This is a genomic window from Amycolatopsis sp. 3B14, from assembly GCF_050958625.1.
In the GTDB taxonomy this organism is placed as follows: Bacteria; Actinomycetota; Actinomycetes; order Mycobacteriales; family Pseudonocardiaceae; genus Amycolatopsis_E; species Amycolatopsis_E thermoflava.
The window spans coordinates 1-20,651 of the sequence record NZ_JBHZEN010000079.1; the positions used below are offsets into that span (position 1 = coordinate 1).

At 72.7% G+C, this 20,651-nt stretch carries 19 protein-coding genes; 4 read left to right on the forward strand and 15 right to left on the reverse strand.

What is annotated here, in order from left to right; translation table 11 throughout:
• Together ACCP09_RS35495 and ACCP09_RS35500 are read right to left on the reverse strand one after the other, a co-directional pair.
• The coding region (locus ACCP09_RS35495) for an LLM class flavin-dependent oxidoreductase (RefSeq protein ID WP_433753196.1) at positions 1 to 237 on the reverse strand (237 nt) is incomplete at its 3' end.
• A 59-nt stretch (positions 238 to 296) separates the two neighbouring features.
• Positions 297 to 1,991, reverse strand: coding sequence for an AMP-binding protein (locus tag ACCP09_RS35500; RefSeq protein WP_433753197.1), 1,695 nt, complete (start codon positions 1,989 to 1,991; stop codon positions 297 to 299).
• Between the two features lie 141 nt (positions 1,992 to 2,132).
• Between ACCP09_RS35500 and ACCP09_RS35505 the strand changes: the two genes are divergently transcribed.
• Positions 2,133 to 3,464, forward strand: coding sequence for an MFS transporter (locus ACCP09_RS35505; protein ID WP_433753199.1), 1,332 nt, complete (start codon positions 2,133 to 2,135; stop codon positions 3,462 to 3,464).
• A 37-nt stretch (positions 3,465 to 3,501) separates the two neighbouring features.
• Here ACCP09_RS35505 and ACCP09_RS35510 read toward each other — a convergent pair whose 3' ends face one another.
• The 8 genes from ACCP09_RS35510 to ACCP09_RS35545 all read right to left on the reverse strand — a co-directional run bounded on the left by ACCP09_RS35510 (position 3,502) and on the right by ACCP09_RS35545 (position 10,958).
• The gene (locus tag ACCP09_RS35510; protein WP_433753201.1) at positions 3,502 to 4,311 is read right to left on the reverse strand and encodes a LuxR C-terminal-related transcriptional regulator; all 810 of its coding nucleotides are present in this window, start codon (positions 4,309 to 4,311) and stop codon (positions 3,502 to 3,504) included.
• Between the two features lie 286 nt (positions 4,312 to 4,597).
• Positions 4,598 to 5,584: a transketolase family protein gene (locus ACCP09_RS35515; protein WP_433753203.1), complete on the reverse strand. Its 987-nt coding sequence runs from the start codon at positions 5,582 to 5,584 to the stop codon at positions 4,598 to 4,600.
• Complete coding sequence (locus ACCP09_RS35520) at positions 5,581 to 6,441, reverse strand: transketolase (protein ID WP_433753205.1); 861 nt, start codon at positions 6,439 to 6,441, stop codon at positions 5,581 to 5,583. The genes ACCP09_RS35515 and ACCP09_RS35520 overlap by 4 nt, the downstream gene beginning before the upstream one ends.
• 51 nt (positions 6,442 to 6,492) lie before the next feature.
• Positions 6,493 to 7,176: a GntR family transcriptional regulator gene (locus ACCP09_RS35525; protein WP_027931238.1), complete on the reverse strand. Its 684-nt coding sequence runs from the start codon at positions 7,174 to 7,176 to the stop codon at positions 6,493 to 6,495.
• 23 nt (positions 7,177 to 7,199) lie between these two features.
• Positions 7,200 to 7,664, reverse strand: a complete 465-nt coding sequence (locus tag ACCP09_RS35530) for a ribose-5-phosphate isomerase (protein WP_027931239.1) — start codon at positions 7,662 to 7,664, stop codon at positions 7,200 to 7,202.
• Positions 7,661 to 9,334 carry a dihydroxyacetone kinase family protein gene (locus tag ACCP09_RS35535; RefSeq protein WP_433753208.1) on the reverse strand — a complete coding sequence of 558 codons (1,674 nt, stop codon included), beginning with the start codon at positions 9,332 to 9,334 and terminating at the stop codon, positions 7,661 to 7,663. The genes ACCP09_RS35530 and ACCP09_RS35535 overlap by 4 nt, the downstream gene beginning before the upstream one ends.
• A gap of 14 nt (positions 9,335 to 9,348) precedes the next feature.
• Positions 9,349 to 10,122 carry an SDR family NAD(P)-dependent oxidoreductase gene (locus ACCP09_RS35540; protein ID WP_020422181.1) on the reverse strand — a complete coding sequence of 258 codons (774 nt, stop codon included), beginning with the start codon at positions 10,120 to 10,122 and terminating at the stop codon, positions 9,349 to 9,351.
• A gap of 23 nt (positions 10,123 to 10,145) precedes the next feature.
• The gene (locus ACCP09_RS35545; protein ID WP_027931241.1) at positions 10,146 to 10,958 is read right to left on the reverse strand and encodes a sugar phosphate isomerase/epimerase family protein; all 813 of its coding nucleotides are present in this window, start codon (positions 10,956 to 10,958) and stop codon (positions 10,146 to 10,148) included.
• 187 nt (positions 10,959 to 11,145) lie between these two features.
• Between ACCP09_RS35545 and ACCP09_RS35550 the strand changes: the two genes are divergently transcribed.
• A complete protein-coding gene (locus ACCP09_RS35550) occupies positions 11,146 to 12,489 on the forward strand; it encodes an MFS transporter (RefSeq protein ID WP_378335720.1) in 1,344 nt (447 codons plus the stop codon).
• A 60-nt stretch (positions 12,490 to 12,549) separates the two neighbouring features.
• The gene (locus tag ACCP09_RS35555; protein ID WP_123683073.1) at positions 12,550 to 12,741 is read left to right on the forward strand and encodes a tautomerase family protein; all 192 of its coding nucleotides are present in this window, start codon (positions 12,550 to 12,552) and stop codon (positions 12,739 to 12,741) included.
• Between the two features lie 369 nt (positions 12,742 to 13,110).
• Here ACCP09_RS35555 and ACCP09_RS35560 read toward each other — a convergent pair whose 3' ends face one another.
• Positions 13,111 to 13,719, reverse strand: a complete 609-nt coding sequence (locus ACCP09_RS35560; RefSeq protein ID WP_027931245.1) for a TetR/AcrR family transcriptional regulator — start codon at positions 13,717 to 13,719, stop codon at positions 13,111 to 13,113.
• A 52-nt stretch (positions 13,720 to 13,771) separates the two neighbouring features.
• Between ACCP09_RS35560 and ACCP09_RS35565 the strand changes: the two genes are divergently transcribed.
• Complete coding sequence (locus ACCP09_RS35565; protein ID WP_433753212.1) at positions 13,772 to 15,934, forward strand: glycoside hydrolase family 3 C-terminal domain-containing protein; 2,163 nt, start codon at positions 13,772 to 13,774, stop codon at positions 15,932 to 15,934.
• A 131-nt stretch (positions 15,935 to 16,065) separates the two neighbouring features.
• On the opposite strand, the gene ACCP09_RS35570 is transcribed toward ACCP09_RS35565, so the two are convergent.
• The 4 genes from ACCP09_RS35570 to ACCP09_RS35585 all read right to left on the reverse strand — a co-directional run bounded on the left by ACCP09_RS35570 (position 16,066) and on the right by ACCP09_RS35585 (position 20,588).
• Complete coding sequence (locus ACCP09_RS35570) at positions 16,066 to 17,190, reverse strand: NDMA-dependent alcohol dehydrogenase (protein ID WP_433753214.1); 1,125 nt, start codon at positions 17,188 to 17,190, stop codon at positions 16,066 to 16,068.
• Between the two features lie 34 nt (positions 17,191 to 17,224).
• Positions 17,225 to 18,679 (reverse strand): phenylacetaldehyde dehydrogenase StyD, encoded by a 1,455-nt coding sequence (gene styD, locus ACCP09_RS35575; RefSeq protein WP_378335724.1) that lies wholly within the window; start codon positions 18,677 to 18,679, stop codon positions 17,225 to 17,227.
• A gap of 241 nt (positions 18,680 to 18,920) precedes the next feature.
• Complete coding sequence (locus tag ACCP09_RS35580) at positions 18,921 to 19,664, reverse strand: AAA family ATPase (protein ID WP_433753217.1); 744 nt, start codon at positions 19,662 to 19,664, stop codon at positions 18,921 to 18,923.
• Between the two features lie 9 nt (positions 19,665 to 19,673).
• Positions 19,674 to 20,588, reverse strand: coding sequence for a helix-turn-helix domain-containing protein (locus tag ACCP09_RS35585; RefSeq protein ID WP_433753219.1), 915 nt, complete (start codon positions 20,586 to 20,588; stop codon positions 19,674 to 19,676).
• Positions 20,589 to 20,651 lie beyond the last annotated feature (63 nt).

Genomic DNA, 20,651 nt, shown 5'->3' on the forward strand with positions numbered 1-20,651 from the left:
CCGGAACGTCGGAGTCAGCACACTCGTCCCGATCTGCACCCGGTTCGTCCGCTCCGCCACCGCCGACATCCACGACAACGCGAACGGCGCGTGCCCACCCTCGTGCCGCCACGGCAGGAAGTGGTCGGACACCATCACCGAGTCCAGGCCCAGCTCCTCGGCCCGCACGGCGTACTCGACCAGATCCCGCGGACCGAACTGCTCCGCCGAAGCCTTGTAGCCGACCTTCAGACCCACGTTCGTCCTCCCTCACACTGGTTGCTCACCTCCAACCTACTGCGCGCGGGAGGGACCGTTCAGCCGCGCAGGTCCGGGAACTGGTCGTCGCGCCACTCCGCGGGGCTGCCGGTGCCCAGCTCGTCCTCGCGGGACCGCAGCTCGACGCGCCGGATCTTGCCGGAGATCGTCTTGGGCAGCTCGAAGAACTCGAGCCGCCGGACCCGCTGCCACGGCGCGAGGTTCTCGCGGGCGTGCCGCAGGATCGACAACGCGGTCTCCTTGGTCGGCTCGTGGCCGGGCGCGAGCGCGACGTAGGCCTTGGGCACGGCCAGCCGCACCGGGTCCGGCGCGGGCACGACCGCCGCCTCGGCCACCGCCGGGTGCTCGATCAGGACCGACTCCAGCTCGAACGGGCTGATCTTGTAGTCGCTGGCCTTGAACACGTCGTCGGTGCGGCCGATGTAGGTGATGTAGCCCTCGGCGTCGATCGTCGCCACGTCACCCGTGTGGTAGTAACCGCCCGCCATCGCCTCGGCGTTGCGCTCGGGGTCGCCGCGGTAGCCGGTCATCAGGTTCACCGGCGAGCGCGACAGGTCCAGGCAGATCTCGCCCTCGCCGGGGCCGGTCAGCGGCTGCCCGCTCGCCGGGTCGACCAGCACGACCGGCACCCCGGGCAGGGCGCGGCCCATCGAGCCGGCCTTGACCGCCGAGCCCGGCGTGTTGCCGACCTGCGCGGTCGTCTCGGTCTGCCCGAAGCCGTCCCGGATCGTCAGCCCCCACGCCCGCCGGACCTGCTCGATCACCTCCGGGTTGAGCGGTTCGCCCGCCCCGATGACCTCGCGCAGCGCGGACGGCCGCTCACCGAGGTCGGCGTTGATCAGCATGCGCCACACCGTGGGCGGGGCGCAGAACGAGCTGACTTCGCGCTTGCGCAGCTGCTCCAGCAGCGCGGCGGCGTCGAAGCGGCGGTAGTTGTAGACGAAGATCGTCGCCTCCGCGATCCACGGCGCGAAGAAGCACGACCACGCGTGCTTCGCCCAGCCGGGCGAGGAGATGTTGAGGTGCACGTCGCCCGGCCGCAGCCCGAGGAAGTACATCGTGGACAGATGCCCGACCGGGTAGGACACCTGGGTGTGCTCGACCAGCTTGGGCCGGGACGTGGTGCCCGAGGTGAAGTACAGCAGCAGCGGGTCGCCGGGCGCGGTGCCCGGATGCCCGACCGGGACGTGCGGCGCGTCCGCGGCCTCGCGCAGGTCGGCCCAGCCGTCCGCGGCGCCCACGCTGATCCGGGTGTAGCCGCCCGGCACGTCGGCGAACTTGCCGGTGTCGGCGGCGTTGCAGACGACGAACTCCGCGCCGCTGCGCGTGATCCGGTCGGTCAGGTCGGCCGGGCCGACGGCGCTGGTGGTCGGCAGGATCACCGCGCCCAGCTTCATGATCGCCAGCATCGACTCCCACAGCTCGACCTGGTTGCCGAGCATCAGCAGCACCGGAACGCCGCGGCGCACGCCCCGCTCGCGCAGCCACGCGGCCAGCCGGTCCGAGGCGCGGGACATCTCCGCGAACGACCGCTGCGTGGTGGTGCCGTCCTCCTCGGCGATCACCAGAGCGGGCCGGTCGTTGTCGCGTGCGATCGCGTCGAACCAGTCCACCGCCCAGTTGAACCGCTCCCCCAGCTCGGGCCAGCGGAACTCGGCCACGGCGCGGGCGTGGTCCTCCCGCAGCGCCACCAGCTGGTCCCTGCTCGCACGGTAGGCATCGGTCGCGTTCACCGCTTTGTGTCCTTTCGCTCGGGCTGCCCGACATCATGCATTCGGCCGCCGCCGGGGCGATACCCACGGATGGGGGTAGCGCCCGTTTTGTCCATACCGGACGATTCCTGGCCAGTGATCCCTCAACGACGAGGAGAACCCGTGTCGAGCCAGACCCCGGCGGTCCCGATGCGCAAGGTGGCCGTGGCCAGCTGCGTCGGGACGACCATCGAGTACTACGACTTCTTCATCTACGGCACTGCGGCCGCGCTGGTGTTCCCGAAGGTGTTCTTCCCCGCACTGGGCGCGACGGCCGGGACCGTGGCCGCGTTCGCCACGTTCGCCGTCGCGTTCGTCGCCCGGCCGGTCGGCGCGATCCTGTTCGGACACTTCGGCGACCGGATCGGCCGCAAGCGCACGCTGATCTCCACACTGCTGCTGATGGGCATCGCCACCGTCCTCATCGGACTGCTGCCCGGCGCGGCGACGATCGGGGTGGCCGCGCCGATCATCCTGGTCGTGCTGCGGTTCGCGCAGGGGCTCGCGGTCGGCGGAGAGTGGGCCGGGGCGACGCTGCTGACCGCGGAGTACGCGCCACCGGCCAAACGCGGCCTGTACGCGGTGTTCCCGCAGCTGGGCCCCGCGATCGCGTTCGCGTTGTCCAGCGGCACGTTCCTGGTGACGAACCTGGTGATGGGCGACGCGGACGCCGCGTTCCTGGACTACGGATGGCGGGTGCCGTTCCTGGTGAGCATCCTGCTGGTGGCCGTCGGGTTCTACGTGCGGATGAGCATCGCCGAGACCCCGGCGTTCGTCGCGGCGGGCGGCACCGCGGGCCTGGACCGCCCGAAGCGGCTGCCGTTCCTGGAGGCGGTGCGCAAGCAGCCGCGGGAGATCCTGCTGTCGGCCGGTTCGCTGACGATGCTGTTCGCGTTCTTCTACATGGGCACCACGTACCTGACCAGCTACGGCACGAGCAAGACCGGGGCCGGGCTGACGCGGCCGGTGGTGCTGGGCATCGGTATCGCGGCGGCGGTCGCGTTCGGGATCGTCATCGTGGTCGCCGGCGTGCTGTCGGACCGGCTCGGGCGGCGGCGGGTCATCGTCTACTCGTCCGCGCTCGGCGTGGTGTGGTCGCTGGTCCTGTTCCCGTTGCTGGACACCGGAAGCCCGGTCGCGTTCGCGGCCGGTGTCCTGGTCACCCTGATGATCTTCGCGGTGGCGTACGGGCCGGCAGGCTCGTTCCTGCCGGAGCTGTTCCAGACGCGCTTCCGCTACACCGGCGCAGGCCTGGGCTACAACCTGGCGGGTGTCCTGGGTGGCGCGATCCCGCCGCTGGTGGCGCCCGGTCTGACCGCGAGCTTCGGCAGCATCGCGGTCGGCGTGATGCTCGCGGTGACCGGCCTGATCTCGCTGGTGTCCACGCTGGCGCTGAAGGAGACCCGCGGCACCGCGATGACGGCCGGGCAGGCCAGCGAAGCGACCGTGGCCTGAACCGGGAGCCGGTGGCGCCGCGCGGCGCCACCGGTCTTCAGGGCAGCAGCATCAGCCGGCGCGCCTTGACGACGGCTTCGTGCCGGGTGTGGGCGTCCAGCTTGCGCATGACGGAACCGAGGTAGGCCTTCACGGTCTCCCGGGACAGGGACAGCCGTTCCGCGACCTCTCCGTTGGTGAAGCCGAGGGCGACCTGGGCGAGCACGTCGGTCTCCCTGGTGGACAGACGCACCCGCGGGCCCTGGACGGGTTTGCCCTCGCCGAGGTCGACGAGCCGTTGCGCGGCCGCGTAGAGCCGGCGACGCGCCTCGGGGTCCGGCAGCGCACCGGCGATGGCCCGCAGCTCGGAGTGCACCGAGCGCAGCTCCTCGAGGGTGGCCCCGGGGGACAGCGAGTCGAGGCGCGCGGTCAGCTCGTCGCGCTCGCTCAGCTCACGGGCGAGGCGCTTGCCGGACTCCATCAGGGCGTCGCGGACGCGGTCGCCGAACGTCACCGGCCGACGCACCGCGCCGTACAGCACGGCGCGGCAGCGACCGCCGGCCCGGACGGGCACGGCGATGATCGACGCCAGCCCCTCGGCGAGCACCGGGCGGTCGTAGTCGTGGGTGATGGTGCGGGCGCTGCCGTAGTCGCTCACGGCGATCGGCCTGCCCTGCATCAGCACGCGGCCACCGAGGCCGGCGCCGGGCAGGACGTCCAGGTTGTGCAGCGAGGTCGTGCGTGTCCCGACGAAGCCGGACAGCCGCAACCGGCCGTCGACCACCTCGCCGCCGAACACGACGGGCAGAGCCGCCGCCCGGGCGGCGCCCTCCAACTCGACATGCAGCACCGAGCGGGCGTCAGACATCGGCGTCCGTCCTCCTCGCACCACACCATCGTCGGTCGCCCCACGGTACCCGCGGGACCAGGGGACGTCGACTCCCGCGCGGTGGCGCTACCCCCGTCCGGGGGTAGCGCACGGCGTTCAACGGAGGTGGCCTCAGCCCAGCTCGGCGAGCACCCGCTCCACCACGCGGTCCGTCGCGAGCCCGCACCGGGCGTCCACCCGAAGTGGCCTCAGCCCAGCTCGGCCAGCACCCACCCCACTACGCGGCCCGTCGCGAGCCCGCACCAGGCGTTCACCCGAAGTGGCCTCAACCCAGCTCGGCCAGCACCCGCTCCACCACGCGGTCCGTCGCGAGCCCGTACCGGTCGTGCAGCGTGGGCAGCGCTCCGGCGGCCAGGAACTCGTCCGGCAGCGCGACCGGCACGATCCGGCCGGACACCCCGGCCCGCACCGCCGCCGAGGCCACCGTCTCGAACAGGCCGCCGACCACCGTGTGGTTCTCCAGCGTCACCGCGAGCCGGTCGCCCGCGATCTCGCGCAGCACCGTCTCCGAGTCGAACGGCTTGATTGTCGGCGTGTGCACGACCGCCACGTCGACCTTGTGCGCGGCCAGCTTCTCCGCCGCCTGCAGCGCGCGCATCGTCATCAGTCCACTGGAGACGAACACGACGTCGTTGCCGCCACGCAGCACGGCGGCCTTGCCCAGCTCGAAGGAGTAGTCGTACTCGTCCAGCACCGTCGGCACCTTGCCGCGCAGCAGCCGCAGGTACGTCGGGCCCTCGCACGCGGCCAGCTGCGGCACGGCCTGCTCGATGTCGACCGAGTCGCACGGGTCCACGATCGTCAGGTTCGGCATGCCGCGGAAGATCGCGATGTCCTCGGTGGCCTGGTGGCTCGGCCCGTACCCGGTGGTCAGGCCGGGCAGGCCGCCGACCACGTTGACGTTGAGGTTCGGCTCGGCGATGTCCAGGCACAGGAAGTCGTACGCGCGCCGCGCCGCGAACACCGAGTAGGTGGACGCGAACGGCACCAGCCCGACCTCGGCCATGCCCGCCGCGGCGCCGAGCAGCAGCTGCTCGGCCATCCCCATCTGGAAGAACCGGTCCGGGTGTGCCTGCGCGAACACGTGCATGTCGGTGTACTTGCCGAGGTCCGCGGTGAGCCCGACGACCCGGGCGTCGTGCTCGGCGAGCGCGGCCAGGGCGTGCCCGAACGGCGCGCTCGTCGTCTTCTGGCCGGGGTCGGCGAACGACGCGATCATCGCCGACGTGGTCAGCCGCTTGGTGGTGGTCACGCCCGCGCTCCTTCGTCCAGCTGCCCGCGGCAGATGTCCCACTCGTGCTCGTCGATGCGCATGAAGTGCGCCTTCTCCCTGGTCTCCAGCAGCGGCACGCCGCGGCCGACGCGGGTGTCGCACAGCAGCACCGACGGCTGCCCGTCCGGCCGCGCCTGCTCGGCGATCTCGTCGAACGCGGCGAGCAGGGCGGGGATGTCGTTGCCGTCCACGCGGCGGACGAACCAGCCCGCGGCCGCCCACTTGTCCACGACCGGCTCGGTGCGCAGCACGCCGGCGGTGGGGCCGTCGGCCTGCAGCGCGTTGATGTCGACCATCGCGGTGAGCAGCCCGAGCCGGTGGTGCGCGGCGCCCATCGCGGCCTCCCACGTGGAGCCCTCGTCGAGCTCGCCGTCGGAGAGGAAGTTGAACACCCGCGACGAGGAGCCCCGCAGCCGCAGGCCGAGCGCCATGCCGACGGCGACGGTCAGCCCGTGGCCCAGCGAACCGCCGGAGATCTCCATGCCGGGGGTGTGGGTCGCCATGCCCGACATCGGCAGGCGCGAGTCGTCCGAGCCGTAGGTCTCCAGCTCCTCGACCGGCACGACCCCGGCCTCCGCCAGTGCCGCGTACAGCCCGATGGCGTAGTGCCCGGTGGAGAGCAGGAACCGGTCCCGCTCCGGCCACTCCGGGTCCTCCGGCCGCAGCCGCAGCTGGTCGGTGTAGACGGTGGCGAGCAGGTCGGCGGCGCCGAGCGCCTGCCCGACGTAGCCCTGGCCCTGGGCCTCGCCCATGTTCAGGATGTGGTGCCGCATGCGGTGGGCCGCCGCGGCGACGCGGTCGGCACGGGTGGCCGACGGCGCGATCGATGCAGTCATGGATTGCGTCGCTTTCGTGATCCGGGCGGAAAACACGCCCGGGAGGAAGAGTCAGTTCTCGCCGGTGATCTCGATGCGCGGGCGGGTGCGCACGGTGCCGAACAGCAGGGCCTGCGCGGTGGCGACCATGTGCTCGGAGATCACGCTCTGCGTCTTGACCGGGTCGCCGGACTCGATCGCCGTGACGATCTCCAGGTGGCGGCCCGGGCTCATGTTGGACAGGGCGCGTTCCAGGCCGCGGTACATGATGCACATGCGGATCGGGCCTTCGAGGAGCTTCCACGAGCGCACCAGCGCGTCGTTGTCGGTCAGCTCGACCAGCAGCTCGTGGAAGGCCAGGTCGGCCTCGATCTGGGCCTCCAGCGACACCCGGGTGGCGCGCGCCATCCGGTCGACCGCGGCCCGCAGGCGGCGGCAGTGCTCCTCGCGGTAGTAGCTCGACGCCAGCGTCTCGCCGGCCAGCGCCTCCAGCGCCGCCCGGACGGTGAAGGTGTTGATGATGTCCTTCTCGCTGATCAGCCGGACCGTGACGCGGCCGCGCTCGCCGTATTCGACGAGCCCCTCCTGCTGGAGCTGGCGGAGCGCCTCGCGCAGCGTGCCGCGGCTGATGCCGAGCTGCTCGGAGACCTGCACCTCGCCGAGGTGGCTGCCCGGCGGGAACTCGCCGGTCGTGATGGCCTGGCGCAGCGTGTCGACAGCCATCTGCCGCAGGTTGCGGTTCGGCTCCTTCACCACGCGCGCCCTCCCCGGGCTGGTCGTCAGCACCGCTCGTACTCGCTGATCAACGATACCTTCGCCGCGCTGGCGGACCGCTCGTCGAAGGTGTATCCCAGCCACTCTGCCACGAGCCGCCGTGCCAGCTCCAGCCCGACCACCCGCTGCCCTAGCGTGAGCACCTGGCAGTTGTTGGACAGGATGGAGCGTTCGACGGAGAACGAGTCGTGCGCGGTGGTGGCCCGCACGCCGGGCACCTTGTTCGCCGACAGCGCCATCCCGATGCCGGTGCCGCACACCAGCACCGCCCGGTCGGCCCTGCCGTCGCGGATCGCCTCGCCCGCGGCGAGCCCGATCTCCGGGTAGGGCCGGTGCACGTCGTCGGCGCCGCGGTGCACGCCGAGGTCGACCACCTCGGCCACCCGCGGGTCGGCCCGCAGGTCGGCGGCGAGTTGTTCCTTGTAGTCCAGGCCGGCGTCGTCGCAGCCGACCACGATGCGGTAGTTCATCGCGTCCCTTCTCGCAGGTACTCGGAGACGGTGCGGGCGATCAGGGCCAGCGACACGGCTCCCGGGTCCGGGGTGCCGACGCTGCGCTCGGCGAGCGGGCGGGCCCGTCCCTTGCGCGGCACCAGATCGGCGGTGGCGCGGGCGGCGTCTTCGGCGGCGGCCGCGGCCTGCGCCCAGGTGCCGGACGCCAGCCGCTCGCGGAACGGCACCAGCGCGTCGACCAGGGTCTTGTCGCCGGGTTCGGCGCCGCCGAGTGCGATCACGCGCTCGGCGAACGCGTCCACGGCGGCGACCGCGTCGATCACGCCGTCGCCGATGACCTCGCCCGCCGCACGCAGCCCGGCGCCCCACAGGACCCCGGACGTGCCACCGGCGCGCGCGGCCCACTCGTCACCGGCGGCGGCGAGCACGTCGCCCACCCCCGCGCCCTGGTGCCAGGCCGCTTCCGCGGCGGTGACGGCGGCGTCGACGCCGCGGACCATGCCCCGGCCGTGGTCGCCGTCGCCGGCCACCGCGTCGATCGCGCCCAACTCGGATTCGGCTTCCCGCAACGCTTTCCGCACCGCGCGCAGCCCGTCGAGCACTGCCCCGGCCAGCTGCCGGGACTCCGCGGAGGCCTCGGCGAACCGCGGGCCGTCGTCGGTCACCTCCGCGACGGCCTCCTCGCCGGAGTCCGCCGCGATGGCGCCGCGGCGGAACGCGGGCGTCCACGCGGGCGCCGTCCACAGCCGTTCCAGCTCGTCGTCCAGCCAGGTCACGGTCAGCGACACCCCGGCCATGTCGAGGCTGGTCACCAGCTCGCCGACCTCGGGCAGCACCAGCGTGTGGCCGGATTCGCGCAGCAGGCGGCTCACGTCGGCCCACAGCACGAACAGCTCCTCGTGCTTGACCGAGCCGAGCCCGTTGAGCAGGACCGCGATCCGGTCCCCCGCCCCGGCCGGCTTCTCCGCCAGGACGCGCCGCACGAAGTCCGCGGCGAGTTCCCGCGCGGCAGGCCGCGGCACGTCGCGCAGCCCGGGTTCGCCGTGGATGCCGAGTCCGAGGCCCATGTGCCCGTGCGGCACGGTGAACAGCGGGGCGTCCGCCCCGGGGAACGTGCAGCCGGCGAAGGCGGCGCCGATCGTGCGGGTCGCGTCGTTGGCCTTGCGGCCGACGCGCACGACCTCGTCGAGGTCCATGCCCTCCTCGGCGGCCGCGCCCATCACCTTGAAGACGGTGAAGTCCCCGGCGATGCCGCGGCGCTCGGCGGGCCGCTCCGCGCTGGCGATGTCGTCGGTGACCACGACGTTCTCCGCCCGGATCCCCTGCGCCCGCAGGCGTTCGGTGGCCAGGCCGAAGTTCATCACGTCACCGGCGTAGTTGCCGTAGCTGAAGACGACGCCCGCGCCGGAGTGCGCCGCCCGCGCCACCGAAACCGCGTCCTGCGCGGACGGCGAGGTGAACAGGTTGCCGCTCACCGCGCCGTCGGCCAGGCCGGGCCCGATGACGCCGTAGAAGGCCGGGTAGTGGCCGGATCCGCCGCCGGGCAGCACGGCCACCTTGGGCCGCGACGGCCGGCTGCGGCGGACCGCCCCGCCGGGCACGCGCCGCACCGTGTCCGCGTGCAGCTCGCAGAACCCGGCGAGCGCGTCCTCGGCGAAGGTCGCCGGATCGTTGCTGAGGTAGGTCATCGCGCTTCCCGTCCTCAGTGGAGGAACGAGCCACCGTTGATGTCGATGGTCGTGCCCTGCAGGTAACCGGCGTCCTCACTGGTGAGCCACGCGATCACCCCGGCCACGTCGGCGACGGTGGCCTGGCGGCCGATGGGGATACTCTTGACGATGGCGGCCTCTAGTTCCTCGGTGGTGCCGACGCGGATGTCGGTGTCCACCGCGCCCGGGGCGACCGCGTTCACGGTGACGCCGGCATCGCCCAGTTCGCGCGCCAGCGCCTTGGTGAAGCCGAGGATCGCGGCCTTCGCCGAGCTGTACGGGGTGCGGCCGAACACGCCGCCACCCTGCTGCGCCGACACCGAGGACATGTTCACGATCCGGCCCCAGCCCGCCTCGATCAGGTCCGGCAGGAACGCCTTGGTGACCAGGTAGGTGCCGGTCGCGTTGACCGCCATCACCTTGTTCCACAGCTCGAGCGTGGTTTCCAGGAACGGCACCGGCGAGGTGATGCCGGCGATGTTGACGACCGCGCCGACCGTCGGCAGCCGCCCGGCGTCGACCTCGGCGCGCACGGCCCGGTAGGCGGCGAGCACGGACGGCTCGTCGGCCACGTCGACGCCGTGTGCGAACACCGGCGCGCCGGTCCCGGCGGCGATCTCGTCGGCGGCCTCCTTGGCGGCGGGCTCGTTCAGGTCGAGCACGGCCACGGCCCAGCCGTCGCGGGCGAGTCGGGCGGCGGTGGCCTTGCCGATCCCGCGGGGCGCGCCCGCCCCGGTGATCACGGCGGTGCGCTGCGTGTCAGGCATTTCGGTGTTCTCCTTGCGTGGGTTCACAGGCCGGCGATGTAGGCCGCGGCCTTCACCGCGGCGGCCGGCCGTTCGTCGTCGGTGACGTCCCGGGTCTCCAGTTCCAGCGAGCTGGCGCCCGGGTAGCCGGTGGCACGCAACGCGGCGAAGGTGGCCGCGAAGTCGACCACCCCGTTGCCGATGCTGTGGTTGATGTGGCCCGGAGTGGCGTCGCGCAGGTGCACGTGGGCGATGCGCCCGGCGAACCGTTCGGCGTAGGCCGCGGGGTCGCCGCCGGAGGCGACGATGTGGCTGGTGTCGAGCACCAGGCCCACCGCCGGGTCGAGCCGGCCGGCCAGCCGGGCCGCCAGCTCGGTGTTCCAGCACAGGCGGTGGTAGTGCGGGGCCTCGACCCAGATGGCGACGCCGTGCCGCGCGGCGGCCTCCGCGGCACGGTGCAGCTGCGCCGCGACCAGGTCGAGGTCTTCGTCCAGGGTCGCGACCGGGTCGTGGGACTGGGCGCCGCACGGCAGCACGAGCGCGTCGGCCCCGCAGGCCGCGGTGAGGTCGAGCAGGCGGCGCAGGTGGGCCGCCCGCTCGTCCTCGTCGTGCGGGCGGTTCAGGTCACCGATGTCGCCGTTGACCGAACGGACCCGCAGACCGGAGGCCGCCACCTCGGCGGCGACGGCGCGCACCGCGCCGTCGGTCAGGTCGTACGGCACGTGGTCGCACACCCCCGGCAGCGCGCCGAGGTCGATCTCGCCGAAGCCGCACTCCGCGATGACCGCCAGCGCCGCCGCCAGTGGCAGGTGCCGGAAGCTGATCGTCGAACAGCCCGGCCATCCGGTTCGTTCCATGGTCGGCAATGTTAACAGAGAAGTGTCAACAGACAAGGTTTCCGCAGAATTTGCCTATGACATCCAGGTAGAGCGCGAAACACACTGTTGACATCCCCTGGAGAGCAACGCACGATGTCCTGCATTGTTAACAGGAGGGCACCGCGGCGTACGGTCGTGGTGGCCCCTGACAGGAAGGCAATCGACAATGCGCAGCGAAGCGCTCACCATGCGCGGCCCGGTGCACGGCACGCCCGATGCGCGCCGCGTCGCGTGGGGCTCCACCGCGGGGGCCGTGATCGAGAGCTACGACTTCATCGGCTTCGGCACCGCCGCGGCGCTCTACTTCGGACACGCGTTCTTCCCCAACGCCTCACCCGTCATCGGCACGCTGTCCGCGTTCGCCACGCTCGGCGTCGGGTTCGTCGCGCGGCCGATCGGCGGCATCATCGGCGGCCACCTCGGCGACAAGATCGGCCGCAAGCCGGTGCTGGTCGCGTCCCTGATCGTGATGGGACTGGCCACGTTCGCGATCGGCCTGCTGCCGACGTACGAGACGGCCGGTGTGCTGGCCCCGGCGCTGCTGGTGACCGTGCGGATCATCCAGGGCGTCGCCTACGGCGCCGAGTGGGGCGGCGCGATCCTGATGACCTACGAGCACGCGCCGTGGCGCCGCAAGGGCGCGTTCACCGGCATCGTGCAGGCCGGGTTCCCGATCGGGCTGCTGCTGGCGAACCTGGTGTTCCTGGTGTCGGTGAACCTGTCCGGCGACTGGGCGTGGCGGGTGCCGTTCCTGGCCAGCCTGATCCTGGTCATCGTCGGGCTCGTCGTGCGCGCCAAGGTGCCGGAGTCGCCGGTGTTCGAGGACGTGCGCGACAGCGGCGACATCGTCAAGGCGCCGATCGTGCAGGTGCTGCGCGAGGACTGGCGCAACGTGCTGCGCGGCATCGGTCTGCGGATCGCCGAGACCGCGGGCTACGCGGTGGCCATCACCTACATGATCTCGTACCTGAAGTCCGAGGAGCTGGCGACCAGCGGCGAGACGATCATGGCGCTGTGCATCGCGTCGGCGGTCGGCATCGGCGCGACGATCGCGTGGGGCGGGCTGACCGACCGCATCGGACGACGCCCCGTCTACCTGTGGGTGACGCTGTTCGGCGCGCTGTGGGCGATCCCGATGTTCCTGCTGGTCAACACGGCGTCGCTGATCGCGATCGTGGTGACGGTGATCGTGTCGTACGCGGTGTGCCAGAACGCGCTGGCCGGCGCGCAGGGCGCCTGGTTCCCGGAGCTGTTCCAGGCCAAGACGCGCTCGTCGGGGGCGTCGCTGGCGTACCAGATCTCGGCGATGATCTCGGGTGTCACACCCTTCGTGACGACGCTGCTGTTCCTGTGGCTGGGCTGGCTCGGGCCGGCGCTGCTGTTCCTCGCCTACTCCGCGCTGGGCCTGGTGTCGGCGGTGCTGACGCGCGAGACGTGGGGCCGGGCCGAGCGGGAAGCCGCGGCCCGCGCGACCGCGGAAACGCCGGCCGAACCGGTGCGGCTCTCCTGACCTCCGGTGCCGGGGTCCGCGATGATGGGAACCCGGACCCCGGCACCCGAGGAGGCTGTGATGCCGTTGATCCAGGTCAGCCTGCGTGAAGGCCGCGACCCGGCGCGGATCCGCGCGCTGATCACCGCCCTGACCGAGGCGACGGTGTCGGCGCTGGACGCGCCGAAAGAGTCGGTGCGCGTGATCGTCACGGAGGTGCCCGGCAGCCACTGGGCCGCGGGCGACGTCACCCTCGACGAAAAGGACGGTTGACTCCCGCTGCCGGCGAGGGGGGCCGGTGGCTCACATGTGGCCGGCCGTGGCGTACGTCGTGCTCACGCTCGGGATCATCCGGCTCTGCCGGACTGGCCCAGCCCCGCGAACAGCCGCGCCGCCGCGGCTTGCCACTCCGCCACCAGGTCCATGCAGTCCAGGTCGCGGAACGAGTGGTGATGCCGGGAACGGCGCCCATTTCCGGTGATCTGCTTGGCCGGCAGGCTCGACGATGGCCGCCCCGGATCCGGCGCCTGGGTACGGATCACGCCGGAGGAGCAGGCCCGGTCCCCGCGTACCCGGTCCGGTTGGGCCGGCGCCTCCGCGGCGGCCTGGAGCCGCTGCCGCACCACGTCCCAGAAGCCCGTCTCACAGCCCCGCGAACAGGCGCGCCGCCGCGGCTTGCCACTCCGCCACCAGGTCCGTGCCGTCCGGGTCGCGGAGCCACTGGATCTGCAGCCCGTCCATCGCCGCCACCACCTGGCGCGCCAGCGACGCCGGGTCGGGCACGCGGCCGGACACCATGGCCGTGAACTCCGCCAGCACCCGCTCCTGCCGCGCCGCGAAGTAGGCCGCCGCGGGGTGGCCCGGCGCCAGCGATTCCGCCTGCAGCACCGAGAACAGCCGCACGATCTCCGGTTGCGTGGCGTTGCGCCGGACCAGCGCCTCGCACGCCTCGGCCAGCGAGATGTCCCGCGGCCAGCCCGTCGCGCCCGCGCCCAGCCCCAGCTGTTCCGCCAGCGACCGGAAGTCTTCGGCGTCCCGGTGGTCGAGCACGGCCAGCAGCAACCCGTCCTTCGACCCGACGTGGTGCAGCAGGCCGGGCACGGTCAGCCCGCACGCGTCGGCCACGTCCTGCATGGACAGCGCCCAGAACCCGCCCTCCCCGATCAGGCGCGTCGCCACGTCGAGGATCTGCCGCCGCCGCTGCGCCGCGGGCAGCCGCGTCCGGTCCCGCCTCGTGTTGACCGCCTCCACGCGCCCATCCTAGGCTACCGAGTACTTAGTAGGTACTAGGTAAGGACGCCCCGTGCAGCCTGATCCCACCGTCGCCGAGCAGGCGGCCCTCACCAGCGGCAACGACTTCTGGCACACCACCCCGGCGGCCGGGCTCCCCTCGATCACCGTCACCGACGGCCCGCACGGCGTGCGCCTGCAGGCGAGCGAGGACGACGTGGTCACCGGCCGGCCGGCCACCTGCTTCCCGCCCGCCGTCGCGACGGCCTCGACCTGGGACCCGGACCTACTGCGCCGCATGGGCGAGGCGCTGGGCGACGAGTGCCGCGCGATGGGCGTCGCCGTGCTGCTCGGCCCCGGCATCAACCTCAAGCGCACCCCGCTGGGCGGCCGCAACTTCGAGTACTTCTCCGAGGACCCGCTGCTGACCGGCGTGCTGGCGACCGAGTGGGTGCGCGGCTTGCAGAGCCGCGGGGTCGGCGCGTCGCTGAAGCACTTCGCGGTCAACAGCCAGGAAACCGACCGCATGCGGATCAGCGCCGACGTCGACGAGCGCACCCTGCGGGAGATGTACCTGCGCGCGTTCCAGCGCGTGGTGACGCAGGCTCAGCCGTGGACCGTGATGTGCTCGTACAACCGGATCAACGGCGTCTACGCGAGCCAGAACCGCTGGCTGCTCACCGAAGTCCTGCGCGAGGAGTGGGGGTTCGCGGGCCTGGTGGTGTCGGACTGGGGCGCGGTCGCGGACCGGGTCGCCGCCGTCGCCGCCGGACTGGACCTGACCATGCCTGGCCCCGACGACACCGGCGATCGGGCGCTGGCCGAGGCGGTCGCGGACGGGCGGCTCGATCCCGCCGCGCTCCGGGCGGCCGCCGACCGGGTCCGCGCACTGGTCGAGCGCGCCGCGGAGCGCGAGCCTGGCGAGTTCGACGCGGACGCCCACCACGCCCTCGCCCGCGAGATCGCCGCGCGGGCCGTCGTGCTGCTCAAGAACGAGGGCGGCCTGCTGCCGCTGTCGGAGGGCCAGTCGCTCGCGGTGATCGGCGAGTTCGCCCGCACCCCGCGCTACCAGGGCGGTGGCAGCTCGCACATCACCCCGACACGGCTGGACGACGCCCTCACCGCGCTCTCCGAATCGGCCGAGGTGCGCTTCGCGTCCGGCTACGACGACATCGACGAGGCGGTGGCGCTCGCCGCGGAGAGCGAGGTCGCGCTGGTCTTCGTCGGCAGTGAGCACGAGACCGAGGGCACCGACCGGGAGAGCGTCGACCTGCCGCCCGCGCACCGCGAACTGGTCGAGCGGGTCGCGGCGGCGAACCCGCGCACCGTGGTGGTGCTGTCCAACGGCGCTGTCGTGCTGACGCGCCCGTGGGAGGCGGCGGTGCCTGCCGTCGTGGAGGGCTGGCTGCTCGGGCAGGCCGGGGGCAGCGCGCTCGCCGACGTCCTGTTCGGACGGACCAACCCGTCCGGGCGGCTGGCCGAGACGATCCCGGTGCGACTGGCCGACCACCCGTCCTACCTGGACTTCCCCGGCGAGAACGGGCACGTGCGCTACGGCGAGGGCCTGCACGTCGGCTATCGCGGCTTCGACGCGCGCGAGCAGGAAGTGGCCTACCCGTTCGGGTTCGGGTTGTCGTACACGACGTTCGAGTACGGCGCCGCGGAGGCGACCGTCACGGACTCCGGCATCGAGATCCGGGTCCCGGTGACCAATACCGGGCAGCGCGACGGGCGCGAGGTCGTGCAGGTGTACGTGAGCGTGCCCGGTTCGGCGGTGCGGCGGGTGCCGCGCGAGCTGAAAGCGTTTGCGAACGTCCCGATCGCGGCGGGCGAGACGGCCGAGGTGGTGTTGCGCATCGCCCGCGAGGACCTGGCCTACTGGGACACCCGCGTGAACCGGTGGATCGTGGAGGGCGGCGAGTACCACTGCGCGGTGGGCTCGTCCTCGCGCGACCTGCACACGACGGCGGTCGCCGAAGTGATGGGCGACGAGGTGCGGGTGCCGCTGACCGGGGAGTCCACAGTGGCCGAATGGTTCGCCGACCCGCGCGGCGCGGAACTGCTGGGACAGGCCTTCGCCGCGGCTGCCGGCGGCGGGCCGATCGGGCGGCTGGCGGCCGACCCGTCGACGATGTCGTTCGTGGGCAGCCTGCCGCTGAGCCGGATGTCCGCCTTCCCGGGCAGCCCGCTGACGGCGGACACGCTGGCGAAGCTGATCGCCGAGGTCAACGGCTGACCGGCGCCGCCGTCGTCCAGGACGCGGAAGACGCGATCTCCACCCGGGTCCCCGGCCCGGCCGGCCCTCCGCGAATGCCGCTGAACACGGACGGCCCGGCGCCCCCGTCGGGCGCCGGGCCGTCCGCCGTCTCAGTCGAACACCACCAGGCCGCGGATGTTGCGGCCCGCGTGCATGTCCTCGTACGCCTGCGCCACCTCGTCGAGTGTGTACTCGCGCGTGATCAGCTCCTCGAGCTTGAGCTGGCCCGCCTGGTACATGCGCAGCAGGTTCGGGATGTCGCGGCGCGGGTTGGACTCGCCGAACAGCGAGCCCTGCAGCCGCTTCTGCATGAGCGTCAGGTCGCCCAGCGCGATCGGCGCGCCGGCCTCGGTGATGTTGCCGAGGCCGGTCAGCACGACCGTCCCGGCCTTGCGGATCGACGCCAGCGCCTGGCCGACGTGGTCGCCCCGCACGACACCGATCGTCACGATCGTGGCGTCCGCGCCCTGCCCGTTGGTCAGCGACCGCGCGAAGTCGGCCGCCTCCTCGATCGTGGCGAACGCGTGGGTCGCGCCGAACACCTTCGCCTTGTCCCGCTTGAACTGCACCGGGTCCACGGCGATGATCGTCTTCGCGCCGGCGTGCACCGCGCCCTGCAGCGCGTTCGCGCCGATCCCGCCGATGCCCATGACGATCACGACCGCGCCGGGCTTGATGTTCGCCGAGTTGACCGCCGAACCCCAGCCGGTCGGCACGCCGCACCCGACGAGCGCGGCCGCCTTCAGCGGGATGTCCTTGCCGATCTTGACCACGGAGTCCACCGACGCGGTGGTGTACTCGGCGAACGTCGAAATGCCGCACTGCTGCCCGACCGGGTTGCCGTTCTCGGTCATCCGGAAGCTCGTGGGGTCGTCCGCGCGCGCCCCGGTGAGCAGCGACGCGCCCAGGTCGCACAGGTTGGACAGCCCCTGCGCGCAGAACTCGCACTTGCCGCACGCGGGCAGGAACGAGAACACGACGTGGTCGCCGACCTCGTAGCCGGGCGTGTTCGGGCCGACCGCGGTGACGACCCCGGCGCCCTCGTGGCCGCCGACGTACGGGTACACCGCGACGGGCACGTCACCGGTGGCCACGTGGTCGTCGGAGTGGCACAGGCCGGACGCGGCCAGCTTGACGGTGACCTCACCCTGGCGCGGGTCGTCCAGCTCCACGGTGGCGGTTTCGTAGGTGCCGGGGGCCTGGCGGACCAGGGACACCTTGGTGGTGATGGGCATGCTGCTCCTCCTCGAGCGAGCGTCCTCAGTGGACTCAGAGGACGACGGTGACGACCTTTTCCTCGGTGTTGGCGAGGATCCCGCTCCAGCCGAGCTCGCGGCCGACGCCGCTGGACTTCATCCCGCCCCACGGCAGGGCCGCGTCGATCGGGGCCCAGCCGTTGACGCCGACCGCGCCGGCGCGGACCTGCGCGGCGAGGGTGTGCGCGGCGGTGACGTCCCGGGTCCAGATGGTGGCGGCGAGGCCGTAGGTGGTGTTGTTGGCGATCCGGACGGCGTCGGCCGGGTCGTCGAACGGGATCACCGAGCCGACCGGGCCGAAGATCTCCTCGCGCGCGATCGTCATGTCGTTGTCCACGTCGGCGAAGATGGTCGGCTGCACGAAGTAGCCGGGCCGCTCGGGGCGGGCGCCGCCGGCGACGAGCCGGGCGCCCTCGGCGCGGCCCTTTTCGATGTAGCCGAGCACGCGGTCCTGCTGCTTCTTGTTGACCAGCGCGCCCATGGTGGTGGCCGGGTCGAGCGGGTCGCCGAGGACCTGCTGCCGCGCGGCGCCGGCGAGGGCGTCCACCACGTCGGAGTACAGCGAGCGGTGCACGAGCACGCGGGTGCCCGCGGCGCAGACCTGGCCCTGGTTGAAGAACAGGCCCATCGCGGTGCCGCCGATGGCCGCTTCGAGGTCGGCGTCGGCGAGGATGATCTGCGGCGACTTGCCGCCCAGTTCCAGGGTGATGCGCTTGAACGACTGGGCCGCGGCGACGCCGACGTGGCGGCCGACCTCGGGGCTGCCGGTGAAGCTGATCTTGTCGACGTCCGGGTGGTCGATCAGCGCCTGGCCGGTGACCTCGCCGAGGCCGGGCAGCACGCTGACCACCCCGTCGGGCAGGCCAGCCTCCTTGAGGAGCTTCGCCAGGTGCAGGATCGACAGCGGCGCGTCCTCCGGCGGCTTGACCACGACGGTGTTGCCCGCGGCCAGCGCGGGAGCGAGCTTCCACGCGGTGATCATCAGCGGCGTGTTCCACGGGATGATGGCGGCGATGACGCCGACCGGCTCGCGGCGCGTGTAGGAGTGGGTGGGGCGGCCGAGGTAGCCGTCGGTGGGGATGACCTGGCCGGTGATCTTGTCGGCCCAGCCGGCGAAGTGCCGGAACGTGCGGGCGGCGTTGGGCATGTCGAGGACGGTCGGCTGGCCGACGGGCTTGCCGATGTCGAGCGCTTCGAGGCGGGCGAGCAGCTCGGCGTCGCGGTCGATCAGGTCGGCGACGCGGTTGAGGATGAGGCCGCGCTGGGAGCCGGGCAGGGCGGCCCACTCGCCGGACAGCTGGGCGCGGGCGGCCTTGACGGCGGCGTCGACGTCCTGCGCCGAGGCGGCGGCGACGTCGACCAGCTTCTCCTCGGTGGCCGGGTTGAGGTCGGCGAACGTGCCCCCGGTGCCGTCGCGCCACTGGCCGGCTAGGAAGAGCTGGCTGGGGAAGGTCTCGGTGGTGGTCACGGGAGTGCTCCTCGGCGATCGGCGTCGACCACGACCCGGGCGGGCCGTCTGCCCCGAGGATGCTCCGCCACGTGGCGCCGGTCTTGCGTCTGCGCGCACGGCTCTTGTGCGTGCGCGCACCAGATCAGGCGCCGGGGGCAGGTGCCGCTGCCGCTCGCTGCCGGGAAGCGGCTGCGCGGTCCGAGCGCGCGGGCGTGTGGCTGCGCGGCTTTCGCGGGCCGAGCTCCTCCCGGCGCGGTCCTCACCCCTCGGCGAGCAGGTGCCGCAGGTACCGCTGCGGTGCGGCGAGGAAGTCGCGCGTCAGGCGCACCGGCAGCGCGTCGTCGTAATCGACCTGCGTGATCTCCCCGCTGTCATCGATCTGGTAGATCGTGGCGCCGGGCAGTGCGAGCAGGACCGGCGAGTGCGTGGCCACCACGATCTGGCTGCCCTGCCGGGCGAGTTCGTCCAGCCGCGCCAGCACGGCCATGCACCCGCGCACCGACAGCGCCGCCTCCGGCTCGTCCAGCAGGTACAGCCCGTTGGGTCCGAACCGGTGCGTCACCAGGTCCAGGAAGGACTCCCCGTGCGAGCGTTCGTGCGGCGAGACGCCCCCGTACGCGGGCAGCAGGGGCGGCGACCCCTCGTCGCGGTCGAGGCGCTCGATCTCGGAGGCCACGTTGTAATAGGACTCCGCCCGCAGGAAGAACCCGGTGCGCGGCTTCGCCGGGCCCCAGGTCAGGACGAGGTGGTCGCCCATGACCGACTCGCTGGCGCGCGTCGCGAAGTTGAAGTTCCGGCTGCCGCCCTCGGGGTTGAACCCCGCGGCGACCGCCAGCGCCTCCACCAGGGTCGATTTGCCGCTGCCGTTCTCGCCGACCAGGAAGGTCACCCCGGGCGCCAGCGGCAGACCGCCGCTGCGGGCCAGGTGCGCCACCGCGGGCAGGGTGAACGGGTAGCGGCTCAGATCCGCGTCCGGGGCGAGCCGGACCCGCTGCACGAACACCGGCGCGCGCTATCCCGCCACCAGCTGTGCCCGGTGCTCGCGCGGGGTGCGGCCGTACTTGGCCCGGAACGTGCGGCTGAACTGCGCCGCGTCCACCAGGCCCCACGACGCGGCGATCGCCGCGACCGGGCGGGTCGCCAGTGCCGGGTCGGCCAGGTCGTGCCAGCACCGCTCCAGCCTGCGGTCCCTGATCCAGCCGGTGATCGTCGCGCCGCGGCGTTCGAACAGTTTCTGCAGCTGGCGCAGCGAAACGTGCACCGCGGCGGCCACCTCGGACGGGGACAGTGCCGGGTCGGACAGGTGCTCGTCGATGTACCGCTGCGCCGCCGTGACCACCGTGTCCGCGGGCGGCTCGGCCTGCGCGGCGAAACACGCGGCCAGCATGTCGACCGCCGCGTCCGACAGGAAACCCGCCTCCGGGCCGGGCTGCGCCACCCGCGGGTCCAGCCCGCGCAGCAACGCCGACGTCAGCGCGCCACTGCCGGCCGAACCCGGGATCGTCACCGCCGTCAGGTCGTCCACCCGCGGCGCCCGCGGCTTCAGCCGTCGCCGCGGCACGAGCAGCACCAGCATCTCGAAGTCGTCGTCGAAGACCAGCTCGTACGGCCGGTTCGTGTCGTACACGGTCAGGTCACCGGGCGCCAGCCGCGCGGTGCGGCCGTCCTGCTGGACGACGCCGTGCCCGCGCAGCTGCAGCCCCACCTTGTACAGGTCGCCCGCCCGGCGCCGGATCAGGCCGCGGGTCCGCCGCGTGACCTGGCGCGTCGAGCTGACGACGGAGACCTGCAGGTCGGCCATCGGCCGGGCGTGCACCCGCCCGTGGAACCGGTTCCCGACCGAGACGACGTTCAGCGGCACGAACGCGCTGGCCAGCACGTCGCGCCAGGACTCCAGGCTCGTCGCGGCGCCGGCGTCCAACGTCATCGGGAACGCGCCCACCTCGGCCTCCTCGCCTCGAATAACCGAACGCCCGGTCGGGTTGGCGCC

Coding starts and splice junctions, on each gene's coding strand:
- ACCP09_RS35585 (WP_433753219.1), bottom strand. CDS start 20,588: ATGACGTTGGACGCCGGCGCCGCGACGAGCCTGGAGTCCTGGCGCGAC.
- ACCP09_RS35540 (WP_020422181.1), bottom strand. CDS start 10,122: ATGCCTGACACGCAGCGCACCGCCGTGATCACCGGGGCGGGCGCGCCC.
- ACCP09_RS35555 (WP_123683073.1), top strand. CDS start 12,550: ATGCCGTTGATCCAGGTCAGCCTGCGTGAAGGCCGCGACCCGGCGCGG.
- ACCP09_RS35530 (WP_027931239.1), bottom strand. CDS start 7,664: ATGAACTACCGCATCGTGGTCGGCTGCGACGACGCCGGCCTGGACTAC.
- ACCP09_RS35550 (WP_378335720.1), top strand. CDS start 11,146: ATGCGCAGCGAAGCGCTCACCATGCGCGGCCCGGTGCACGGCACGCCC.
- ACCP09_RS35520 (WP_433753205.1), bottom strand. CDS start 6,441: ATGACTGCATCGATCGCGCCGTCGGCCACCCGTGCCGACCGCGTCGCC.
- ACCP09_RS35545 (WP_027931241.1), bottom strand. CDS start 10,958: ATGGAACGAACCGGATGGCCGGGCTGTTCGACGATCAGCTTCCGGCAC.
- ACCP09_RS35535 (WP_433753208.1), bottom strand. CDS start 9,334: ATGACCTACCTCAGCAACGATCCGGCGACCTTCGCCGAGGACGCGCTC.
- ACCP09_RS35510 (WP_433753201.1), bottom strand. CDS start 4,311: ATGTCTGACGCCCGCTCGGTGCTGCATGTCGAGTTGGAGGGCGCCGCC.
- ACCP09_RS35570 (WP_433753214.1), bottom strand. CDS start 17,190: ATGCCCATCACCACCAAGGTGTCCCTGGTCCGCCAGGCCCCCGGCACC.